Origin of the sequence: Frischella sp. Ac48 (assembly GCF_019641635.1) — a bacterium.
Taxonomy (GTDB): Bacteria; Pseudomonadota; Gammaproteobacteria; order Enterobacterales; family Orbaceae; genus Frischella; species Frischella japonica.
The window spans coordinates 1-21510 of record NZ_JAETXP010000003.1 but is presented as its reverse complement, the minus strand read 5'-3'; the positions used below and the strand labels follow the sequence as shown (position 1 = coordinate 21510).

Genomic DNA, 21510 nt, shown 5'->3' with positions numbered 1-21510 from the left:
AAATATCCAATATGATGAGTATCCGAATACTCAAGCAAATGTTAGCATTTCATGAGTTTTTAAGTGAATTATGGACGCAAAACATGAACTTTGTCGTAATAATTGTTGTGGGTGGGAACCGGGTAAATCATGTGGAATGATTTGTTTTAACTTGTCATAATAGTTAATCCAATATGGCAGAATTTGTTGAGTGGTAGTATCTCTAAAATTCATTGGATAACATTGAAAATAATCGTTACCTTGATGTGTTTTAAAAGCATGGGTAATTAATTGACTACAATATAATCCTTTATCATCTGGATGAAAACTAAAATTATAGGGTAATCCCAAGTAAGATTTAGCACGCGCTATGGCTGGTGCAATCAGTGATGGTTCATTAATGGTTGTAATCACATTTTCATTAGCGTCATCAAGAAAGGCGGACAAGGGGCGCATGATCACCCCTTGTTTTTGAGTTGCTTCAATGATTTGCCCATTACCGATATATAAACCAACATGGTTTATCTGCGCAATATTAACCGAATCTAATGTTGCACCGGAGCAGCTAACTGCATGATTAAACTCATCCTCGTTATCAAGGCTTTGAAAAATAATGCAGCCTACACAGAAATTATTTTTTAGCACTTTGACGCCATAAGCTAAACATAATCAATGTCGCAATAATGAATTTTAATGCATCAATACCAACAAAAGGTAAATAACCCATTTCAAATGCTTCAAATAAACTGATTTGGAAATAAAATTTCAAATAAACTACGCCAAAAATAAATAAAATTTGATGTGCAATGGCAAAAGTAATAATGCCACTTAACAATTTACGATCATAGCCACGTTCAGCAGCATAGCCTGCTACATATGCCGCAAAGATATAACCATATAAATAACCTGCTGAAGGTGACATTAATGCTGCTAAACCGCCACTACCATTAGCAAATACGGGTAAACCAAGGGCTCCGACAAATAAATATTGCATTAAAGACAATGCTGCTAGTTTACGACCTAGGAAGGCACCGACCAACAATACCGCTAATGATTGCAAAGTAAAAGGTACTGGATAAGCTGGAATACTGATGTTAGCTGCTATGCCTAAAAATAGTGTAGCAACTGATGTTGTAAGTAATTTACGTTGCCAAGATGTTAATGACACGAGGGTGTCAATAAATGGTGAACAATATGTTGACTGATTTTTCATAATAATGACCTTTCTTATTTTTAGTGAACCGCAATATGATGCCTAAAAATAGCCTGAATGTAAACTAATATTAATTATATTAGTTTACATTCAGGTTAAATAAGGTATTTTGGCTAAGATTTACAGCTTGACAACAACCACTGAACTAGTATAGTAGTACAAAATAATCTTGAGAATAACAAAATGCATGGTTTACGATTCATATTTTTTTTAACAAACATATCGTTATGTTGGCAAACCTGACTTGGCGGGTGAGGTATGTGATTTAATCGATAATCAATAAAACCTGACCCAGTTAACTGGGTTTTTTTATGCCATATTCATCTAAATAAGGAGTGGATTACAATGCCAACGTTGCAACAACTAAAAAAAATCGTTCATTATAATAACGATCCAACCCAAATATTCAATCAACTTTGTGAAAAACGCGATGCTACACTACTTTTAGAGTCAGCCGAAATTGATAATAAACAAGGTATTAAAAGTGTGATGATTATCGATTCAGCACTACGGATTACCGCATTAAATCATCAAGTTCAAGTCGCAGCATTAACGAAAAATGGCGCGACATTACTCCCGTTACTAGCACAATCATTTAATACAAACGTTACAAAACAATTATCCACCGAAACCCAAACACTTACGATCAATTTTACACCAATTGATGAAGTGCAAGATGAAGATTCACGCTTAAAATCATTATCTGTTTTTGATGTATTACGTAACCTGATGAAATTAGTCAAATTACCGTCAGATGCAACTAATGATGCTATATTTCTAGGTGGATTATTTGGGTATGATTTAGTTGCTGGATTCGAAAATTTACCAATTCTTGCTACTGAGCAGCGTTGTCAAGACTATTGTTTCTACCTTGCGGAAACCTTATTGGAAATTAATCATAAAAATATTACTAGCACCTTAAAAGCGAGTATATTTACACCAAACCAAGCTGAAGAAGAGCGTTTAACACAACGGTTATTGCAACTTAGCCAACAATTAGCACAGCCTTTAAAACCCATTCAACAACAATCTTTAACTAACATTGATATTGATTGTAATCTCAGTGATGATGATTTTAATACCATTGTGAAAAAGATGCAGGATGCAATTCAGCAAGGCGAAATCTTTCAGGTGGTGCCATCACGACGCTTTACTTTACCTTGTCCGCAACCTTTAGCCGCTTATCATACTTTAAAGCAGAATAACCCTAGTCCTTATATGTTTTACATGCAAGATCCTGACTTTACGATTTTTGGCGCCTCGCCTGAAAGTGCACTAAAATATACCCAATCGACCAATCAAGTGGAAATTTATCCGATAGCCGGTACTCGTCCACGAGGCGTTAGAGCCCAAGGCGCTATCGATTATGATTTAGATAGTCGTTTAGAGTTGGAAATGCGAACCGATAAGAAAGAATTAGCTGAACACCTAATGTTAGTGGATTTGGCGCGTAATGATTTAGCGAGAATTTGCCAACCAGGGAGTCGTTATACTAAAGAATTATTAAAAGTGGATCGTTATTCTTGTGTAATGCATTTAGTTTCTCGTATTGTTGGGCAATTACGTACCGATTTGGATGCTTTACATGCCTATCAGGCAACCATGAATATGGGTACCTTAACCGGTGCTCCAAAAGTACGAGCCATGCAGTTGATTGCAGAATCAGAAAAAACTAAACGTGGCAGTTATGGTGGCGCAATCGGTTATTTTACTGCTAATGGCGATTTAGATACCTGTATTGTTATTCGTAGTGCGTATGTTGAAAACGGTATTGCCACTGTGCAAGCAGGCGCGGGAGTGGTGTTAGACTCCAATCCACAATCCGAAGCTGACGAATCTCGTAATAAAGCCCGTGCGGTAATTCAGGCTATTGCACAAGCACATCATGTCACAGGAGAATTCTAATGGCGAATATTCTATTTCTTGATAATATTGATTCGTTTACTTATAACTTAGTAGATCAACTCCGCTATAGTGGGCATCAAGTGACAATTTACCGCAACACCCTACCGGCACAAGTCATCATTGATAAACTGTCTCAACTTGATAATCCGATTCTGTTTTTATCGCCAGGGCCTGGTACACCAAGTCAAGCCGGTTGCATGCCTGAACTATTAAAACGTTTAAAAGGTCAATTACCGATTATTGGTATTTGCTTGGGGCATCAAGCGATTGTGGAATCCTATGGTGGCACCATTGTGCCAGCAGGTGATATATTGCATGGCAAAGCGTCATTGATTAAACATGATGGTAAATTGATGTTTAAAGATTTACCTAATCCGTTACCTGTAGCACGTTATCATTCATTAAAAGGTGAGAATATTCCTGAATCATTAACGATCAATGCCATGTTTGATAATATTGTCATGGCGGTGAGAAATGATCGAGATCGTGTATATGGTTTTCAGTTTCATCCTGAATCTATCTTAACCATTAATGGTGCACAATTATTAAATCAAACCATTGAATGTGCTTTAACGCCGCCGCCAATTTTGTTAACCGATTCCGTCACACCGGAAAAAACAGCAGCTCAAACCAGTGAACGGTTGATTCAACCGATTTTAAATAAATTGTATCAAGGTCAACCCCTTGAACAAACAGAAAGTGAAACGCTATTTAGTCAAATAATTCAAGGTAAATTAGAGCCTACTAAACTTGCTACCGCCATTATTAGTATGAAAGTTCGTGGCGAAACACCGCAAGAAATCGCTGGTGCAGCTAAAGCTTTATTAAGCCATGCTGATCCGTTTACTACACCAGATTATGATTTTGCCGATATCGTTGGTACCGGTGGCGACGGTTCAAATAGTATTAATATTTCCACAGCCAGTACGTTTGTTGCTGCAGCATTAGGATTCAAAGTGGCGAAGCATGGTAATCGTGGAGTATCAAGTAAATCTGGATCATCAGATGTATTAGCTGCGTTGGGGATTAAGCTGAATATGTCTGCCGATATCGCACGACAAGCGCTGGATGATTTAGGTGTTTGTTTCTTGTTTGCCCAGCAATACCATTCTGGTTTTCGTCATGCCGCGCCAATTCGTCAACAGCTTAAAACACGAACAATTTTTAATATATTAGGGCCATTAATTAATCCAGCTAAACCGAAACGAATATTACTGGGCGTGTATCATCGAGATTTACTAGAACCGATTGCGCAAACCTTGTGTATGTTAGGTTATCAGCACGCTATTGTGGTGCATGGCTCAGGTATGGATGAGGTGGCAATTCATGGTACGAGTAATGTGGCAGAAGTTATCGACGGTAATATTACCTATTATGATGTTTCACCCCAAGACTTTGGGTTACCAACTTACACTTTAAAAGATATTGAAGGCGGTACCCCAGAGCAAAATCGGGATAGTTTAACCGATATATTACAAGGTCGTGGTAAACCGGCTAATGAAGCTGCGATTGCCGTTAATGTGGCCATGTTAATGAAACTTTTTGATCACAACGATTTACCAGCTAATGCGGCACAAGCGATTGCGATGATGCGCAGTGGTAAACCTTATCAGTTGTTAGCGGCTTTAGCACAACGAGGTTAATTTTATGGCAATGGAATCACTCCAAAATAATGTCGCAATGGCGACAGTACTAAAAAAAATTGTGACTGATAAAGCGCTTTGGCTTGCTCAAAGAAAACAAACTCAGCCGTTAACTTCTTTTAAAGAACAATTAGCGCCAAGTGATCGTGATTTTTATCAGGCATTAACAGATCAACATAGTGTATTTATTTTAGAATGTAAAAAAGCATCGCCATCTAAGGGATTAATTCGTGATGATTTTGATCCAGAAATGATAGCTAAAACGTATGCCGTTTATGCGAATGTGATTTCGGTATTAACCGATGAAAAATATTTTCAGGGCAGTTTTGATTTTTTACCGATAGTGAAACAGCACACCCATCAACCGATACTCTGTAAAGACTTTATTATCGATGAATATCAAATCTATTTGGCACGTTATTATCAAGCTGATGCAGTGTTATTGATGTTATCGATACTGAGTGATGCGCAATACCTAGCATTAAGTCAGCTGGCACATCAGTTAAATATGGGGGTACTGACGGAAGCCAGTACCCAACAAGAGGTCGAACGAGCAATTACATTAAATGCTAAAGTGATCGGCATTAATAATCGTGATTTGCGTGATCTTTCAGTTGATCTTAATCGTGTTAAACAGTTATCAGCAAAAATTCCGACAGATCGCATTGTGATCAGTGAATCAGGTATTTATACTCATGCTCAAGTGCTAGATTTAAGTCATTATGCGCAGGGATTCTTAATTGGAAGTGCCTTAATGTCAGAATATAACCTTGAACTAGCGGTTCGCAAAGTAATATTGGGTGAAAATAAAATCTGTGGTTTAACTCGCAAGCAAGATGCATTAGCCGCTTATCAAGCTGGGGCGGTGTATGGCGGATTAATCTTTGTAACAGATTCACCACGCTATATTGAACCACAACAAGCCCGCCTAGTGATGTCGGCTGCTAAATTGAATTGGGTCGGTGTGTTTAGAAATGAAACCCCTGAACAGGTTGCTCAATTAGCTAAACAGCTTAAATTATATGCGGTACAGTTACACGGCAGTGAAGATCAAAACTATATCCAACACTTAGCGACGTTATTACCAAAAAGGTGCCAAATTTGGCAAGCACTTAGTATTCAGGATGTTATACCCGACCACACTCATTCGGCTATCCAGCGTTATATTTTTGATCAAGGACAAGGCGGAACAGGGCAAACTTTTGATTGGCAATTACTGGCTAATCAAAAGCTTGATAATGTCATTTTGGCTGGGGGAATCAATCCAGACAATGCGGTCACTGCGATACAAACGGGTGTAACGGGGCTTGATATTAATTCTGGCGTTGAGGTCTCGCCGGGGAAAAAAGATGCACAACAATTACACACACTCTTTGCACGGTTAAGATGCTACCCTTTTGCTTAACCCAATAATGATGAATAAAAAATTTTAAGTTATCTTATCGATAACCATAAAAGGAAAACATAATGGCAAAATTAAATCCTTATTTTGGTGAATTTGGTGGTCAATATGTACCTCAAATACTCATTCCTGTACTTGATGAGCTTGAACAAGCATTTTTAGCCGCTAAAGATGATCCGTCATTTCAACAAGAATTTCATGATTTGTTGAAGAATTATGCTGGTCGTCCTACACCGTTGACGCTCTGTCGTAATTTAACCGCCGGTAGTAAAACCAAGCTTTATCTGAAACGTGAAGATTTAGTGCATGGCGGTGCACATAAAACTAATCAAGTATTAGGTCAAGCATTACTGGCTAAGCGCATGGGTAAAACTGAAATCATTGCTGAAACAGGCGCCGGTCAACATGGGGTTGCTTCTGCACTTGCCTGCGCTCTACTTGGTTTGAAATGTCGCATCTATATGGGTGAAAAAGATGTTCAGCGCCAAGCTCCCAATGTTTTTAGGATGCGTTTAATGGGGGCAACCGTGATTCCAGTTACCAGTGGAAGTGCCACGCTAAAAGATGCCTGTAATGAAGCATTGCGTGACTGGTCAGGCAGTTATGAACGTGCACATTATATGCTTGGTACTGCAGCAGGTCCGCACCCTTTCCCAACTATTGTGCGAGAATTCCAACAAATGATTAGTGCTGAAGCCAAACAACAAGTACAAGAAAAAGAAGGCCGGTTACCTGATGCCGTAATCGCTTGTGTTGGCGGTGGATCAAATGCGATTGGTATGTTTGCCAATTTTATTGATGAAGCTAACGTTCAACTTATTGGCGTCGAACCCGGCGGGCACGGTATTGAAACGGGTCATCATGGTGCGTCATTAAAACATGGTAAACTCGGTATCTATTTTGGTATGAAATCACCTATGATGCAAACTGAAGAGGGGCAAATTGAGGAGTCCTACTCCATTTCTGCTGGACTCGATTTCCCGTCAGTGGGACCTCAGCACGCTTATCTTGATAGCATCGGACGAGCACAATACGTTTCGATCACTGATGATGAAGCTTTAGAAGCTTTTAAAGCCTTATCACGCCATGAAGGGATTATTCCTGCATTAGAATCATCACATGCATTGGCTTATGCAATGAAATTAATTAAACAAGATCCAGAAAAAGAACAATTACTTATCGTAAATCTTTCCGGTAGAGGAGATAAAGATATCTTCACCGTATACGATATTTTAAAAGCAAGAGGGGAAATCGCATGAGCCAAGTTACCATATCTAATCGCTATCAAGACTTATTTACAGAATTGACTAAGCAAAATCGCGGTGCGTTTGTCCCTTTTGTTGCGATCGGTGATCCTACTCCAGAACTCTCCTTGCAAATTATTGATACCTTAGTGAATGCTGGCGCTGATGCATTAGAACTAGGAATTCCATTTTCTGACCCATTAGCTGACGGTCCGACAATTCAAGAAGCCAATTTACGTGCTTTTGCTGGTGGTATCAATGTTGCTAAATGTTTTGAGATTTTAAGCCAAATTCGCCAAAAACATCCAACCATTCCAATCGGCTTATTGCTCTATGCTAATCTCGTGTTTAAAGGTGGTATCGATAATTTTTATGCTCGCTGTGCTCAAGCTGGCGTAGATTCGGTATTGGTTGCGGATGTGCCACTTTCTGAATCGACACCATTTAAACAAGCTGCATTAAAACATGGTATTGCACCGATATTTATTTGTCCACCGAATGCCGATGATAACGTAATAAAAGCGATTGCGGAAAATGGTCAAGGCTATACCTATTTAGTATCGCGTGCTGGTGTAACGGGTACCGAAAATAAAGCTAATAAACCCTTAACGCATTTACTCAGCAAACTCAAACAGTTTAATGCGCCGCCGGCGATTCAAGGATTTGGTATTTCAACCCCACAACAAGTCAGTCAAGCGATACAAACTGGAGCGGCTGGAGCAATTGCGGGTTCGGCAACGGTAAAAATTATCGCGGAAAATCAAACAAATCCTACTGTTATGCTGAAAAAATTAGCAGATTTTGTAATCGCAATGAAAGCCGCTACCGGGAATAATTAGGAAATATTTTTAACTATAGCTGCCAGTTGCTCGCTTACCCTGTTATTGGTTTCGCCTTTATAGCAACGCGCTCAATATATGGTTACTGGAACTTAGCTGAGCCGAGGGTTTTAAACGCAACCTCTCGGCTCGCGTGTTGTAGCGCACGATGGCGAGTGGGAAGCCAGCCCATGAATCGGCATAGATAGGCGTTAACTTTTGTACTGTAGTGATTAATGCCCGAAATAACGCCATGGTGTAAGAAAACCATTTCCTACATCATCTACAAAAACTAAAAATTAAATTTTGATTGGCATAAATCCAGCTGCTTGTGGTAGGCGAATTGATTCTATCATTGTTTCGATCTTATCAATCAACTGAATGAGTTTGTCAGCGTAATTAGGGTCGGTGGCATAGTTAGCTTGTTGTAATGCGATAGCTGCATCCTTGGCTGTTGGCGCTTGGGTCACCATTTGATAACGTGGGTTTTGACTTAATAATCGGACATAATCTTCGACAGCTTGCCGAAGATTATCATAAACACGAAAATGCTGTATGGTTTTAATTTTTTCATCTTTTGTATATTCTGAGGTAGTAATTTGCGTTGTTTTACCTTGCCATGTTGAACCTGCTTTAATTGCAAAATAATTATAACTCGGTTTACCATCATCAGTTGTAATCTGTTTTTGCCCCCAGCCTGTTTCTAGTGCGGCTTGGGCAATAATGACTTGATATGGAATACCCGTTTGCTTGGCTGCTTTGATCGCTGGATCTAGCCATTGATTAATAAATTGTGCAACATTATTATCATTGTGTTGCGCAGGGGAATAGCTTGTCGTAAGTGAGTTATCTGTTGGTTGGATAAATGGTTGATTTGCTAGATTATGATATAAGACTTGTCCAAGATTTTTTACGGAAACATTTGTCGAATCAGTAAATAATGATTCGGCTAAAGAATATGATGTTGGTGCCTGATTGGCTGTTATCTGTAATGCATGTGGAGATTTCGATTGTGATGTGTCTGATGATATCGATGCCGTCAACTGCTTGGTTAACATATCGGCTAGACCCAAACCATTACCGGCCGCTTGTTGGGCAACTTGTTGATCAAACATCGACGTAAACATCTGTGTCGCAGAGCTGTTAAACAATCCGCCTTCCGGTACTGCTTTACGCATACTTTGCATCATCATATTGATAAATAATGTTTCAAATTGTTGGGCAACATATTTGATATTGTCAGCTGAACCATTTATTGCCTGCTGTTTAAGGTGGTGTAAACCTGACATATCAAAAGCTAAGCGGTTAGAATAGTGATTAATATTATTCATCATTAACGATATCACAACTACATGGTTTCTAAACTAGCATGTAAACAGCCTGCTGTTTTCAATGCTTCTAAAATTGATATTAATTCGCTTGGTTTGGCACCTAATTCATTCAGTGCGTTAATCACTTGGTTGAGATTGGTGCTGGTAGATATATTATGTAGCGAACCATTTGTTTGATGCACGGCTATTTGTGTTTCGGGAACAACAACGGTATCGCCTTCCGTTAATGGCGTGTTAGGTTGACTCACTTTCAATTGATTATTGATGATAACTGATAAATTACCTTGAGCTACTGCACAGTTGTCTAACATAACATTTTGATTCATCACGACCACACCGGTACGAGTATTGACGACGATTTTAGCACTAACCGGTGTACTGGCGACCGGTAAATCCTGCACGTATGATAAAAATTTAACCCGTTCACTGCTTTCAGAGGGAATTTTTACAGCAACAGTACTGCCATCTAAGGCGATAGCCGAATCTTTTTGCCATTGATTAATCGCGTTAGAAATGGTTAAAGCACGGGTGAAATCGAATTGATGCAAATGTAAATGGATAACATTTTGCTGTTCGAAACTACTGATGAGTTCTCGCTCAATGGTAGCACCTTTCGGGATGGTTGCACCCGCTAATTGATTCACACTAACACTACTCCCTTGAGAACTGGCACCGACCCCTCCTACCAGTAAATTGCCTTGTGCGATCGCATAGACTTGATTATCTGCACCTTTTAATGGTGTCATAATTAATGTACCACCCCGTAAACTTTTCGCATTACCCAGTGATGATACTACTACGTCGACTTGCTGACCAATATGTGGAAAAGGTGGTAATTTTGCTGTTACCATGACGGCTGCTACATTTTTTAATTGCATATTACTCCCAGTTGGGACTGTAATGCCTAGTTGTGACAACATATTGGTAATACTTTGAATGGTGAATGGGGTTTGTGATGTTTGGTCTCCAGTACCATCTAATCCTACGACAATACCATAACCAACTAAGGCATTTTCTCTTACCCCTTGAATAGTAACTAAATCGCGGATGCGCTCGGCATAACAGTCGTTTAGTAACATGATCATAATCAAAATAGGATAAATGAATAAATGCAATTTTTTTAACATAATAAACCGTTTTAAAAAGGTGAAAGATTTAAAAATAATCGTTGTAACCAACCCATTGTTTGTGCTTCGTCAATATAACCATTACCAACATATTCAATGCGCGCATCGGCGACTTGGGTTGATATCACCGTGTTATTACCGCTAATTGTTCTTGGATTAACGACGCCTGAAAAACGAATAAACTCAGTACCTTGATTAATCGCAATCTGTTTTTCACCAACTACTTTTAAATTACCATTGATCATAACGTCCTGAACGGTGACTGTTATGGTACCACTAAAGGTGTTTTTGGCATTGGCACCGCCGGAACCTTTAAAGTCATTACCACCAGTGATATCCGCATCGATTTTACCGCGACCTAAGGCTCCATCAAGAAAAGTTGGGATTGCTTTCACCCCTAGATTAGTTGAACCATTTCGTCCGGCTGTAATCGAAGAACTTTTACTGGCGCTAACGTTTTCTTGCAACACAATTGTTAATACATCACCAATATGGCGTGGTCGACGATCTTCAAACATAGGTTGATAACCGTAGCTACTGGGTTGTGCTGCTTGGTAAATTGAACCACTATAATTGGTGATAGTGGGGACTTGTGGCGTTACACTGGTTTCACCTTCCACCAATGCTTTTTTCGGTAACTGAGCACAACTAGTTACAAGCACAGCAGTAATAATACAAACATATCTCATCACGTTGACCATAGGTTAAACTTAAAGTTGATTTAACCGTTGTAGCATCTGATCTGATGCTGAAATGGCTTTGCTGTTAATTTCGTATGCACGTTGTACTTGGATCATATTAACTAATTCTTCTGCTACGTTAACATTCGATGTTTCGGTATAACCTTGATAAAGCAAACCGGCACCATTTAAACCTGGGGTATTTTCAGTTGGCGCTCCAGAACTTTCAGTTTCTAAATAAAGATTTTCACCGACACTTTCTAACCCAGCATCATTAATAAAGGTATGTAGTGTTAACTGTCCCACTTGCACTTGACTGGATTGATTAGCCAGTGTGACATTAACAATACCATCGCGTGATACGGTCATTTTGGTAGCATTGCTTGGGATATTAATAGTAGGTTGAATTTCATACCCATTTGCGGTGACGAGTTGACCGTTCTGATTGACTTGAAATGCACCGCTACGGGTATATGCTTGGGTACCGTCGGGCAGCAATACTTGGAAAAAACCCTGACCATTTATCGCAATATCACTACTGTTATCTGTCAATTCTAAATTACCTTGACTGTGGATTCGTTCGGTTGCCACAGGGCGTACTCCTGTACCAATCTGTAATCCTGATGGTAAGGTCGTTTGTTCTGAAGATTGCGCACCTGGTTGCCGCATTGTTTGATAAAGTAGATCCTCAAACACGGCCCTTTGACGTTTAAATCCAGTAGTACTGACATTAGCAAGATTATTCGAGATAATATCCATGTTCATCTGCTGAGCGGATAATCCTGTTTTGGCAATCCATAATGATTTGATCATTTGTTTATCCTATTTAAGTTAATGATAAGATTTGGTTAGCTTTTTGAGCATTTTCATCAGCGGTCATGATACTTTTCATCTGCATTTCAAATTTACGCGAATGACTGATCAAATCAACCATGGCAGAAACCGGATTGACATTACTGCCTTCTAATACACCAGACATTAATTTGGTGTTTGGGTTATCCGGTAAGGTCGTGCCACGTTGATTTTTGGTTTGAGCAGTCAAATGAAAAAAGCCATCATCACCTCGTACAATTTCGTTCGGTTGTAGCGCAACACGTTTAATTTTCCCCACTTGGGCAATGGTAGTGGGATCGTCGCCAGCGCCTAGTGATGAAAGCGTACCATCAGTGCTAATACTCACCTCAGCTTGTAAAGGAATAGTAAGCACGCCGCTATCACCCAGTAACGGGTAGCCTTGAACGGTGAGGGTGCCGTTCTCGTCTACTTGAATTGCGCCGTTACGGGTATAAGCTTCGTTACCATCAGGTAATTGAATTGCCAGCCAATGATCTTGCGCTAATGCGATATCAAGTTCACGACCAGTATAATTTAACGTCCCCATTGTATTGTCAAATTGTGGGGTTGTTGTAGTGACTAATGTTCGCGTTGCCATACTATTACCTTGAATTGGAACCGCTTTCATGGTGGCAAGTTGTGCTCGAAATCCGGTGGTCGAGACATTGGCTAAATTATGGCTAGTAATTGCTTGTTGGTTAAGAGCCTGACTGGCTGCCGACATAGCAGTATAAATAACGCGATCCATTAACTTATTCCTTTTATGTAATTAACGTAAATTAACTAACGTATTAAGAATTTGATCCTGAGTTTTAATGGTTTGAGAATTGGATTGATAGTTACGTTGCGCAACAATCATATTAACCAATTCTTGACTCATATCAACATTTGAATTTTCAATCGCTCCGCTGGTTAAAGAACCAAATGTTCCTGAACCTGCTATACCAATAACAGCATCACCTGATTGATTGGTCGACCGCCAGTTGTTATTTCCGGCGGATTCAAGTCCGTTAATATTGGCAAAGTCAGCCATGGCGATTTGCCCTAATAACATGGTTTGTTGATTAGAATAGATACCATAAATTGATCCATCATCATTGATACTGTAACCCACTAGTTCGCCGGCAACATAACCATCAACAATAGGTGTTTTTACACTACCGGCTTCTTTATCTAAATTTTGTTGACTACTGTTAGCTAAGGATAAGGTAAAGCTATTAGCCGCAGCTCCTTTGATACCGTTAATATTAATGCTCATCTCGGGTTCACTTATCAGTTTACCAGATGTATCAAAGGCCATTACACCAGCTTTAGTCAATTCAGCATCAGGATCACTACTATCGAGATAATGCACATCCCATTGATTATCTGCTGTTTTAACATAGAAAAGTTGCACATTGTGCGGATTACCAAGTGAATCATAAGTGGTAATCGTGGTTGAATAGTTAAACGTATCAGCATCACTCGCATTAATTGGAGATTTGCTCGGAACACTATGATTTGAATTAAGGTTTACTTGTAGTGCTGCTTTGGTGGTAGCTGATGCATTAAGCATGGTTTGTGGAATACTCAATGGTTGTGGCGTAGCGCCTTGCTGAATGGTTGGTGGATTACCTGTTGCCAGATAACCGGTTAAATATAAACCATCAGCAGAGATGATGTTTCGTTCACTATCCATTTGAAACTGACCATTACGTGTATAGTAGGCCTGTCCAGAACTATCCACTAAGCGAAAAAAACCATTACCAGAAATTGCTACATCTAAACTATTATTAGTACTGGTAACGGTGCCATCATTAAAGTTTTGCATCACCGATGCCACTTTCACGCCCATACCGACTTTTGAACCAGCATACATATCAGCAAAAGAGATACTAGCACTTTTAAAGCCAGCGGTTGCCGAATTAGCAATATTATTACCAATGACATCTAACTGTTGTGCGGCGGCGTTCATGCCGCTGATTGCTTGAGAAAATCCCATAATAAATGATCCTTAAAGAATTTGACGTACGTCGTGAATGCTTACTGTGCCCGATATACCTAAATCAAGTAAAACGGTGTTATTAATGCGGCTGTTAATGACGCCATATACCATAGAATATGAGAGTGGTGTTGCGGGTATTTTTTGACCATCATAACTAGCGTTGACGGTAAATGTATAACTACCATCAGCAGCGATTGTGCCATCATTAAGTTCACCATCCCATGAAAATGAACTGACGCCTGCTGGCACTTTACCTAGATCGACTTCCCGCACAACATTACCATTTTCATCACGGATCGTAATGACAACTGAATCCGCATCTCGCGATAATTCAAAACCAAATGGTGTGGTAATGGTTTCCATATTGTTTTCATTGTCTGTACTACCTTCAGCCGGCGTCGTGGCGACCAAAATTTTTTCACCTGGCACCATTACCCCACGACCAATCATATTACTGGCATTAACCGATAAACTATTATCGATTTGCCCAGATACTATACCTAAAGTGGTATTAAGTTTTTCAATACCCGATAAGGTACTGATTTGGGCTAATTGAGAGGTTAACTGACTGTTATCCATTGGATTAGTGGGATCTTGGTTTTTCATCTGTGCGATGAGTAAGGTTAAAAAATGATCTTGTAACTCTTGGCTGCTATTACCATCAGATGGAGTTGCTTTTACTGACCGACTAGCCGGATCGATTGCATTTGCTGAAACCGGTATACTCGAAACGCCCATAATAATTCCTTGTTATTGTCCTAAGGTGAGGGTTTTTAACATTAAGTTTTTAGCAGTATTTATCACTTCAATATTTGCTTGGTAACTACGTGAGGCCGAGATGGTGTTGACCATTTCGCTTACGATGTCGACATTAGGTTTTTGGATATAACCACGGGCATCCGCTAGTGGGTGATGCGGTTCATAAACCAGATTCATTGGCGCTGGATCTTCGATAACTTTCGCTACTTTTACTCCACCAATCACACTACCGGTGCCTTGATCATCAACCCGAAAAATGACCTGTTTAGCACGATAAGCTTCGCCAGACGTGCTAGTGATACTATCAGCATTGGCCAGATTACTGGCGCTGATATTCAGGCGTTGCGTTTGAGCAGTAAGCGCTGAGCCAGCAATATTGAAAATGGAGAAACTCATGATTATTATCCTTGTTGCAAGACTGACATTAAGCTTTTAAATTGTTCGCCTAAAAACGTTAAGCTACCTTGATAGTGCACACTGTTATCCATAAATGCCATACGTTCTAGATCCATATCAACGGTGTTGCCGTCGGCCGAATCCTGAAAGGGTATCCGATATAATGCATCTGGGCTAAATTGCTGTGGTAGGTTAACTTGTATATGTTGAGGAGATGTAACATGCAATCCGATCGCGGTTTGTCGCTTGACTTGATGTTGCTCGAGAGCCTTGGTTAATTCCACTCTAAAATCGATATCACGCGCCTGATAGTTAGGTGTATCACTATTGGCAATATTGGCGGCTAAGATCTGTTGACGTTGGGCACGTAAATTGAGCGCCTGGCGGTGAAATCCAATCATTGTGTCTAATTTATCAAGCATTGTATCTACTCTGTTATTGGTATGGTAAGAATTTTAAGCGACACAAAAAAAAATCATCGTATAAATAACTACAAAAAGTGTCCCTATTTTTTGCTTTAAGCATGTTATTGATGGCGTAAAATTGCTGTAATGATTAATAAGTTAGATGATAAATAATGATAAAAATTAAAATGTTATTTTTTGCTAGTTACCTTTTGTTGACTGGCAATATCGTGTTTGCCAATTCACTGGATCAACAAATAGAAGTATTTATTACGGAACAATGGCGTGATATTGCTGATGATATTACAATTCATTATTCGCAACAAAGACCACAATTAAGTTGTGATAAACCAACATTAGCTTTGCTCAATCGACATAAAATGTCAGGTAATGTGACGATAAAAGCCCAATGTGCAAATAAGCAAGCTTTTATTCCTGTGAATGTTGCAGTGGCGGGGAATTATGTGGTGGCTAACCAAGCGATTGCTGCAGGAAGTTTAATCTCAACAGATCATGTTCGTTTACAGTCTGGTCGGTTAGATCAATTACCATCAACAGTTATTTTACAAAAAAATCAAGTTATTAATCATATTGCTTTACGTAATATTGTGGTTGATCAACCTATCAAAACGACGATGATTAGAAAACCGTGGCAAGTTAAAGCTGGGCAACTTGTCCAATTAGTGATTACGGGGGACGGTTACCAAATTATTACCCAAGGTAAACCATTAACCAATGCCGCACTAGGGGAGAGCGTTAATGTGCGTACCCAAAGTGGCAAAATTATTTTAGGAACAGTTACCAATCAAGGCATTACTGTTTTCAACAAAAAAAATTAATGAAATCCGAAAAAATGCCGATAATCATATTGAGCAAATGTTTAAACTAACAATAATCAAGAGAAATGTTATGAGTATAGAGTCAACTAAACCCGTTTTAACAATAACCGGAACGATGAACCGAGATTTAATTAATGCTCAGCCAAAACATCCAAGTCAACCGCTGCAAGCTGAACACGCTGTAGCGGCCAGTACCAATGTTAGTTTAAAAGAGACATCATCATTATTGGTTTCACCAACCAATGACATCAATATGGAAAAAATTGCTAAAATTAAACAGGCAATTGAAGCCGGCGATTTAGTCATTAATACAGCTAAAATCGCTGATGCATTACTCAAAAATTCTCTCGAAGAAATCACCTATGAAATGGATTTTGAAGGTGAATAATGATGGTTGAAATCCATAATGTTTTAAACAAAATGGTCGAAATATTACAACAATTAATAGAGATACTTCATACAGAACAAATGATCTTACTGGAAAGTAATCCTGCGCATAAATTAAGTAATATTATTGATGAAAAAAATCAATTATTGATTAGCTTAAAAATTCTTGATGAACAGCGTATTGCTATGGGTAAACAGCAGAAAATCGAATCACCTTATCATGATAATCCATCATTATCCTGTCAGTGGGTATCGATTGTTGAAACGACGGCATTATTAGCGCAAATGAACCGTGAAAATGGTGCAATTTTACAAAATCGTATGGATAAAGCGCAACAAGCAATTGATTTTTTGAATAAATTAAATAATCCCAACGTTTATACTAATGGTGGTTATCAACCGACAGAAACGGTTTCAACTACCCGCGCTAAAGTTTAATCAACACCTTGCTTAGCGAGGTGTTAACCTCGTTAAACGCTAAAAATACGTAACAAAATGATGTCTTTTCTTGCCAATAGTGTGCGTGATTTAGCGCGATACTGATCCCTCTGCATAACCTTTATTGTTATTCACATCGAGAGTCGTGCCATTATGGCAAATGATAGTGATTTAGAAAAAAGTGAACAGCCAACCGATAGCAAACTAAAAAAAGCCAAAGAAGAAGGGCAAATTCCCCGATCGCGGGAATTGACCTCCGTAGTCATTCTTTTAGTGGGGCTGGCATCATTATATTTTTTCGGATCGCAAATGAGCGCAAGTTTAACAATGATGATGCAGCAAGGTATGGTCGTTAGTCAGTTTGGCAATGATGAAAAGTTAATGCTGATCAATTTTATGCATTCATTGCAGACAGGATTCTGGTTAATCGTACCAATTCTATGTGCTTTAGTTATTGTGGCATTATTCGCCCCGATGTGTATAGGTGGTTTATTATTTAGTAGTAAATCCATGCAATTTGATCTTAAACGTTTGAACCCTGTCAGCGGTTTTAAGCGAATATTTAGCAGTAAAATCATTGCTGAATTATTAAAAGGCTTACTCAAAGTGTTATTAATTACCTTGATGACAGGGGGATTTTTATGGGCGACCTTGCCGACAATACTTTCATTGCCGAACACATTTTTTGTACATGCATTAAGTCAATCAATGAATTTGATTCTATTTTGTGGGGTGTTAGTTGTGGTATCACTAGCACCGATGGTTGGTTTTGATATTTTTTATCAATTTTGGAGCCATTTAAAAAAATTAAAGATGACAAAGCAAGAAATTAAAGATGAATTTAAGGAGCAAGAGGGGGATCCACAATTAAAAGGACGCATACGGCAAATGCAACAAAGTATCGCTAGGCGCCGTATGATGGGCGATGTGAATAAAGCCAATGTGATTATTACTAACCCAACTCATTATGCAGTGGCTCTTCAGTATGATGAAAAGACCATGCATGCTCCTAAAGTTCTTGCCAAAGGAGTTGATAAAATCGCACTTAAAATTAAGCAATTGGCTAGCGAACATCAAATTCCTCAATTAGAAGCACCACCATTAGCACGCGCGCTATATCGGCATAGTGAAGTCGGTGAAACAATCCCGGCTGAATTATATGCAGCGGTTGCGCAAGTTTTGGCTTGGGTATATCAATTAAAACGTTGGCACCAGCGTGGTGGTACAGCACCGGTAAAACCGCAGCATTTACCGGTACCGACATCACTTGATCCAGCAGTCAAAAAAGGACATCGCCAATCTCATGAATAAATCACCATTATTTGCTTTTTTTGCTAAGCATAACTTAAAAAATGTTCACTATCAGGTATTGGCCGGACCTTTATTAATCCTACTAATTTTATCGATGATGGTGTTGCCGTTACCACCTTTTCTTTTAGATTTATTTTTTACATTTAATATTGCTTTAGCAATTATCATTTTGATTGTGGCGTTATTTACCCGTCAGGTATTAGATTTTGCTGCATTTCCAACGGTTTTGCTGTTTGCTACATTATTACGACTGTCGTTAAATGTAGCATCAACGCGAGTGGTCTTACTACATGGTCATACTGGTAGTGATGCTGCGGGACGAGTAATTGAAGCCTTTGGACATTTTTTAGTTGGCGGAAATTTTGCCATTGGCATTGTGGTATTTATTATACTGGTCATTATCAATTTTATGGTGATTACCAAAGGTGCTGGACGTATTGCAGAAGTTGGTGCACGCTTTGCGTTAGATGGTATGCCGGGTAAACAAATGGCAATCGATGCTGATTTAAATGCTGGATTAATTGGTGAAGATGAAGCGAAAATCCGCCGTGCTGAAGTCACGCAAGAGGCGGATTTTTACGGTTCAATGGACGGAGCGAGTAAATTTGTTCGCGGTGATGCTATTGCTGGTTTACTGATTATGGCCATTACCATTATTGGTGGTTTATTGGTAGGGGTTGCGCAACATGGTTTGGCAATTGGTGAAGCTGCGAAAACGTATGTATTACTTACTATTGGCGATGGGTTGGTGGCACAGATTCCATCATTAATCATTTCTACTGCGGCTGGCGTTATTGTAACACGGGTGGCTTCAGAGCAGAATATTAGTGAACAGATGCTCGGGCAATTATTTAATAACCCACAAATTTTAATTTTAGCCGCATTAGTGATTGGTTTATTGGGCTTAATTCCTGGTATGCCCAATATCGTTTTCTTATTATTTACGGGGGGATTAGTAACATTAGCTTGGTGGGTAACAACGCGCCAGAAAAAATCACAAACAGCATTAAATGAGCCGGTTCCTCCACCTGCAACCACTCCTTCCACAGTAGAAGCAAATTGGTCAGATGTAATTATTGAGGATGCACTGGCGATGGAAGTTGGTTATGGATTGATTCCGATGGTTGATCAAGCGCAAAATGGCGAACTGTTAGGGCGTATTCGTAGCCTACGCAAGAAGTTTGCGCAAACGATTGGTTTTTTACCACCGTCGGTACATATTCGCGATAATTTATCACTCAATCCTTATCAATATAAATTTTTAATGAAAGGGGTGGAGATTGGTAACGGCGAAATTCAAAATAATAAGTGGTTAGCTATTAATCCTGGGCATGTATCAGAAACCATCGAGGGGATCAGCACCACCGAACCGGCTTTTGGTTTACCGGCAATTTGGATTGATAGTCATAATAAAGAAAATGCTCAGATTTTAGGTTATACCGTTGTAGATGGCAGTACCGTGATAGCAACTCACCTAAACCATTTACTACAACAATATGCGGGTGATCTTTTCGGTCGTCAGGAAGCGCAAGAATTAATTAATCGCATTAAACAAGATCTACCAAAACTCGTCGAAGATTTGATTCCTTCCGTGGTAACATTAACAGTATTTCATAAAGTGTTACAAAATTTAATTGCCGAACAAGTTTCGATTCGCGATATGCGTACCATTATTGAAACGCTCTGTGAACATGCCCCTCAGCAAACTGATCCGACGGAGCTAATCAGCATTGTGCGTGTGGCTTTAGGACGCGCCATTACTCAACAGTGGTTTGCCGGTAAAGATGAGATACAGGTAATCGGAATTAACATGGGGTTAGAACGAATACTAATACAAGCAATGCAAAATGGTAGTGGATTAGAGCCCGGTTTAGCTGAACGAATTGTTGAGCAAACACAACAGGCCTTAGCACAGCAAAATATATTAGGCGCACCACCGGTGTTATTGACGAATCATACATTACGACCGATGCTGTCTCGTTTTTTACGGCGGCATTTCACGCAGTTAATCGTATTAAGTCATCTAGAGATTAGCGAACATCGGCAAATTAAAATGACAGCACAAATTGGCGCTGAGTAGTTGTGTTTGTAATTGTATAGATGCGTATAACATAGTTATTTTGATAATCTTTACTGGATATGTAACATATCAAATCTTGAAGGAACAAGCTTTATCTTCGCTTTCACCTAATGGCATTGGCAGGTGATTTCATAAAACGATGATAATAGAATGTTACGATATTTTATTCAGATGTAAGATTTACATAGTTATTAAAAATCTCCGTTAAAATCGGAGCAGATCAAATAAAATGGTTTTATGTAATTAAGGTAAAAATAGAGCCGCGCCTATCTTTTTCTTGCCCCTTCACACAGTGGCATGCTATAACTAACCGAATTCGTGTATAAAGAGTCATAACAACCATTTTAATAATAAACGCGCTAAGGAATAGCAAAGCCTGTGTATCTTTATCAACTGATGTTAAAAAAGCAGTGGTTAATGTGGGAGGAAGATGAGGCGTCACAGTCCTTCTCTTATCAGCCAAAACCAACACGCATCAAGCATTTTTATGACAGTGGTTATGATGATATCGTCAACCAGCTGGTTAATCAGCCCCAAAGTTGTAAAGACTTTTACCCTGTCCTACAGCAAGTCGGTCTGCCTTATCAAAGTTATTATGACAAAATCCCGGCTAAAGTTTCGGATACGTTAAAAACCGCATTATATCAAGAACGGGTGGTATTAGTTCAGTTGCCGGTGATTAATGGCTATTGTGGCACGGTATCTTATTCTGACGCTATTAAAGCCATGCCAATAG

The 21510-nt window shown here is 39.2% G+C and carries 22 protein-coding genes; 11 read left to right on the top strand and 11 right to left on the bottom strand.

The genetic code is table 11. From position 1 onward, the window contains the following. Nucleotides 1-30: 30 nt before the first annotated feature. Both JMI89_RS02540 and JMI89_RS02535 read right to left on the bottom strand, forming a co-directional pair. Entirely contained in the window at nt 31-624 is a 594-nt protein-coding gene (locus JMI89_RS02540) for a YiiX/YebB-like N1pC/P60 family cysteine hydrolase (protein WP_187756394.1), read from the bottom strand. Then, the gene (locus tag JMI89_RS02535; RefSeq protein WP_187756395.1) at nt 611-1192 is read right to left on the bottom strand and encodes a biotin transporter BioY; all 582 of its coding nucleotides are present in this window, start codon (nt 1190-1192) and stop codon (nt 611-613) included. Before JMI89_RS02535 ends, JMI89_RS02540 begins: the two co-directional genes overlap by 14 nt. Nucleotides 1193-1537: 345 nt before the next feature. On the opposite strand from JMI89_RS02535, the gene JMI89_RS02530 reads away from it, so the two are divergent. The 5 genes from JMI89_RS02530 to trpA all read left to right on the top strand — a co-directional run bounded on the left by JMI89_RS02530 (nt 1538) and on the right by trpA (nt 8225). Next, the gene (locus JMI89_RS02530; RefSeq protein ID WP_187756396.1) at nt 1538-3097 is read left to right on the top strand and encodes an anthranilate synthase component 1; all 1560 of its coding nucleotides are present in this window, start codon (nt 1538-1540) and stop codon (nt 3095-3097) included. Beyond that, nucleotides 3097-4740, top strand: a complete 1644-nt coding sequence (gene trpD / locus JMI89_RS02525; protein ID WP_187756397.1) for a bifunctional anthranilate synthase glutamate amidotransferase component TrpG/anthranilate phosphoribosyltransferase TrpD — start codon at nt 3097-3099, stop codon at nt 4738-4740. Before JMI89_RS02530 ends, trpD begins: the two co-directional genes overlap by 1 nt. A gap of 37 nt (nt 4741-4777) precedes the next feature. After that, entirely contained in the window at nt 4778-6145 is a 1368-nt protein-coding gene (trpCF, locus tag JMI89_RS02520) for a bifunctional indole-3-glycerol-phosphate synthase TrpC/phosphoribosylanthranilate isomerase TrpF (RefSeq protein ID WP_187756435.1), read from the top strand. A gap of 62 nt (nt 6146-6207) precedes the next feature. Then, complete coding sequence (gene trpB / locus JMI89_RS02515) at nt 6208-7401, top strand: tryptophan synthase subunit beta (protein WP_187756398.1); 1194 nt, start codon at nt 6208-6210, stop codon at nt 7399-7401. Beyond that, nucleotides 7398-8225, top strand: a complete 828-nt coding sequence (gene trpA, locus JMI89_RS02510) for a tryptophan synthase subunit alpha (protein ID WP_220679268.1) — start codon at nt 7398-7400, stop codon at nt 8223-8225. Before trpB ends, trpA begins: the two co-directional genes overlap by 4 nt. Before the next feature lie 278 nt (nt 8226-8503). Here trpA and flgJ read toward each other — a convergent pair whose 3' ends face one another. The 9 genes from flgJ to flgB are packed head-to-tail and all read right to left on the bottom strand — an operon-like array spanning nt 8504 to nt 15737. Beyond that, entirely contained in the window at nt 8504-9538 is a 1035-nt protein-coding gene (flgJ, locus tag JMI89_RS02505) for a flagellar assembly peptidoglycan hydrolase FlgJ (RefSeq protein WP_220679267.1), read from the bottom strand. Nucleotides 9539-9552: 14 nt separating this feature from the next. Further along, nucleotides 9553-10662, bottom strand: coding sequence for a flagellar basal body P-ring protein FlgI (locus JMI89_RS02500; protein WP_220679266.1), 1110 nt, complete (start codon nt 10660-10662; stop codon nt 9553-9555). Nucleotides 10663-10673: 11 nt separating this feature from the next. After that, nucleotides 10674-11351: a flagellar basal body L-ring protein FlgH gene (locus tag JMI89_RS02495; protein ID WP_255562841.1), complete on the bottom strand. Its 678-nt coding sequence runs from the start codon at nt 11349-11351 to the stop codon at nt 10674-10676. 21 nt (nt 11352-11372) lie between these two features. Next, nucleotides 11373-12155 (bottom strand): flagellar basal-body rod protein FlgG, encoded by a 783-nt coding sequence (flgG, locus tag JMI89_RS02490; protein WP_187756402.1) that lies wholly within the window; start codon nt 12153-12155, stop codon nt 11373-11375. Between the two features lie 13 nt (nt 12156-12168). Continuing rightward, nucleotides 12169-12924, bottom strand: a complete 756-nt coding sequence (locus tag JMI89_RS02485) for a flagellar basal body rod protein FlgF (protein ID WP_220679264.1) — start codon at nt 12922-12924, stop codon at nt 12169-12171. A gap of 21 nt (nt 12925-12945) precedes the next feature. Further along, complete coding sequence (gene flgE / locus JMI89_RS02480) at nt 12946-14157, bottom strand: flagellar hook protein FlgE (protein ID WP_220679263.1); 1212 nt, start codon at nt 14155-14157, stop codon at nt 12946-12948. A 12-nt stretch (nt 14158-14169) separates the two neighbouring features. Next, a complete protein-coding gene (gene flgD / locus JMI89_RS02475; protein WP_370633702.1) occupies nt 14170-14883 on the bottom strand; it encodes a flagellar hook assembly protein FlgD in 714 nt (237 codons plus the stop codon). A gap of 27 nt (nt 14884-14910) precedes the next feature. After that, nucleotides 14911-15318 carry a flagellar basal body rod protein FlgC gene (gene flgC, locus JMI89_RS02470; protein WP_370633701.1) on the bottom strand — a complete coding sequence of 136 codons (408 nt, stop codon included), beginning with the start codon at nt 15316-15318 and terminating at the stop codon, nt 14911-14913. A 2-nt stretch (nt 15319-15320) separates the two neighbouring features. Continuing rightward, entirely contained in the window at nt 15321-15737 is a 417-nt protein-coding gene (gene flgB / locus JMI89_RS02465) for a flagellar basal body rod protein FlgB (protein ID WP_220679260.1), read from the bottom strand. Nucleotides 15738-15892: 155 nt separating this feature from the next. Here flgB and flgA point away from each other — a divergent pair, with 155 nt between their 5' ends. From flgA to JMI89_RS02435, 6 genes are all read left to right on the top strand, one after another. Further along, entirely contained in the window at nt 15893-16558 is a 666-nt protein-coding gene (flgA, locus tag JMI89_RS02460) for a flagellar basal body P-ring formation chaperone FlgA (protein ID WP_187756407.1), read from the top strand. A 70-nt stretch (nt 16559-16628) separates the two neighbouring features. After that, entirely contained in the window at nt 16629-16946 is a 318-nt protein-coding gene (gene flgM / locus JMI89_RS02455) for a flagellar biosynthesis anti-sigma factor FlgM (protein WP_187756408.1), read from the top strand. Beyond that, nucleotides 16946-17383: a flagella synthesis protein FlgN gene (locus JMI89_RS02450; RefSeq protein WP_187756409.1), complete on the top strand. Its 438-nt coding sequence runs from the start codon at nt 16946-16948 to the stop codon at nt 17381-17383. Before flgM ends, JMI89_RS02450 begins: the two co-directional genes overlap by 1 nt. A gap of 153 nt (nt 17384-17536) precedes the next feature. Continuing rightward, the gene (flhB, locus tag JMI89_RS02445; protein WP_220679259.1) at nt 17537-18694 is read left to right on the top strand and encodes a flagellar biosynthesis protein FlhB; all 1158 of its coding nucleotides are present in this window, start codon (nt 17537-17539) and stop codon (nt 18692-18694) included. Continuing rightward, nucleotides 18687-20774 (top strand): flagellar biosynthesis protein FlhA, encoded by a 2088-nt coding sequence (gene flhA, locus JMI89_RS02440; protein WP_220679258.1) that lies wholly within the window; start codon nt 18687-18689, stop codon nt 20772-20774. Before flhB ends, flhA begins: the two co-directional genes overlap by 8 nt. Nucleotides 20775-21191: 417 nt before the next feature. Further along, a partial coding sequence (locus tag JMI89_RS02435) for a hypothetical protein (protein ID WP_220679257.1) occupies nt 21192-21510 on the top strand: 319 nt, incomplete at its 3' end.

Coding starts and splice junctions, on each gene's coding strand:
- JMI89_RS02495 (WP_255562841.1), bottom strand. CDS start 11,351: ATGAGATATGTTTGTATTATTACTGCTGTGCTTGTAACTAGTTGTGCT.
- flhA (WP_220679258.1), top strand. CDS start 18,687: ATGAATAAATCACCATTATTTGCTTTTTTTGCTAAGCATAACTTAAAA.
- flgG (WP_187756402.1), bottom strand. CDS start 12,155: ATGATCAAATCATTATGGATTGCCAAAACAGGATTATCCGCTCAGCAG.
- flgM (WP_187756408.1), top strand. CDS start 16,629: ATGAGTATAGAGTCAACTAAACCCGTTTTAACAATAACCGGAACGATG.
- JMI89_RS02530 (WP_187756396.1), top strand. CDS start 1,538: ATGCCAACGTTGCAACAACTAAAAAAAATCGTTCATTATAATAACGAT.
- trpD (WP_187756397.1), top strand. CDS start 3,097: ATGGCGAATATTCTATTTCTTGATAATATTGATTCGTTTACTTATAAC.
- JMI89_RS02535 (WP_187756395.1), bottom strand. CDS start 1,192: ATGAAAAATCAGTCAACATATTGTTCACCATTTATTGACACCCTCGTG.
- trpA (WP_220679268.1), top strand. CDS start 7,398: ATGAGCCAAGTTACCATATCTAATCGCTATCAAGACTTATTTACAGAA.
- trpCF (WP_187756435.1), top strand. CDS start 4,778: ATGGCGACAGTACTAAAAAAAATTGTGACTGATAAAGCGCTTTGGCTT.
- flgJ (WP_220679267.1), bottom strand. CDS start 9,538: ATGATGAATAATATTAATCACTATTCTAACCGCTTAGCTTTTGATATG.
- JMI89_RS02485 (WP_220679264.1), bottom strand. CDS start 12,924: ATGGATCGCGTTATTTATACTGCTATGTCGGCAGCCAGTCAGGCTCTT.
- flgA (WP_187756407.1), top strand. CDS start 15,893: ATGATAAAAATTAAAATGTTATTTTTTGCTAGTTACCTTTTGTTGACT.
- flgB (WP_220679260.1), bottom strand. CDS start 15,737: ATGCTTGATAAATTAGACACAATGATTGGATTTCACCGCCAGGCGCTC.
- JMI89_RS02450 (WP_187756409.1), top strand. CDS start 16,946: ATGATGGTTGAAATCCATAATGTTTTAAACAAAATGGTCGAAATATTA.
- flhB (WP_220679259.1), top strand. CDS start 17,537: ATGGCAAATGATAGTGATTTAGAAAAAAGTGAACAGCCAACCGATAGC.
- trpB (WP_187756398.1), top strand. CDS start 6,208: ATGGCAAAATTAAATCCTTATTTTGGTGAATTTGGTGGTCAATATGTA.
- JMI89_RS02500 (WP_220679266.1), bottom strand. CDS start 10,662: ATGTTAAAAAAATTGCATTTATTCATTTATCCTATTTTGATTATGATC.
- flgE (WP_220679263.1), bottom strand. CDS start 14,157: ATGGGATTTTCTCAAGCAATCAGCGGCATGAACGCCGCCGCACAACAG.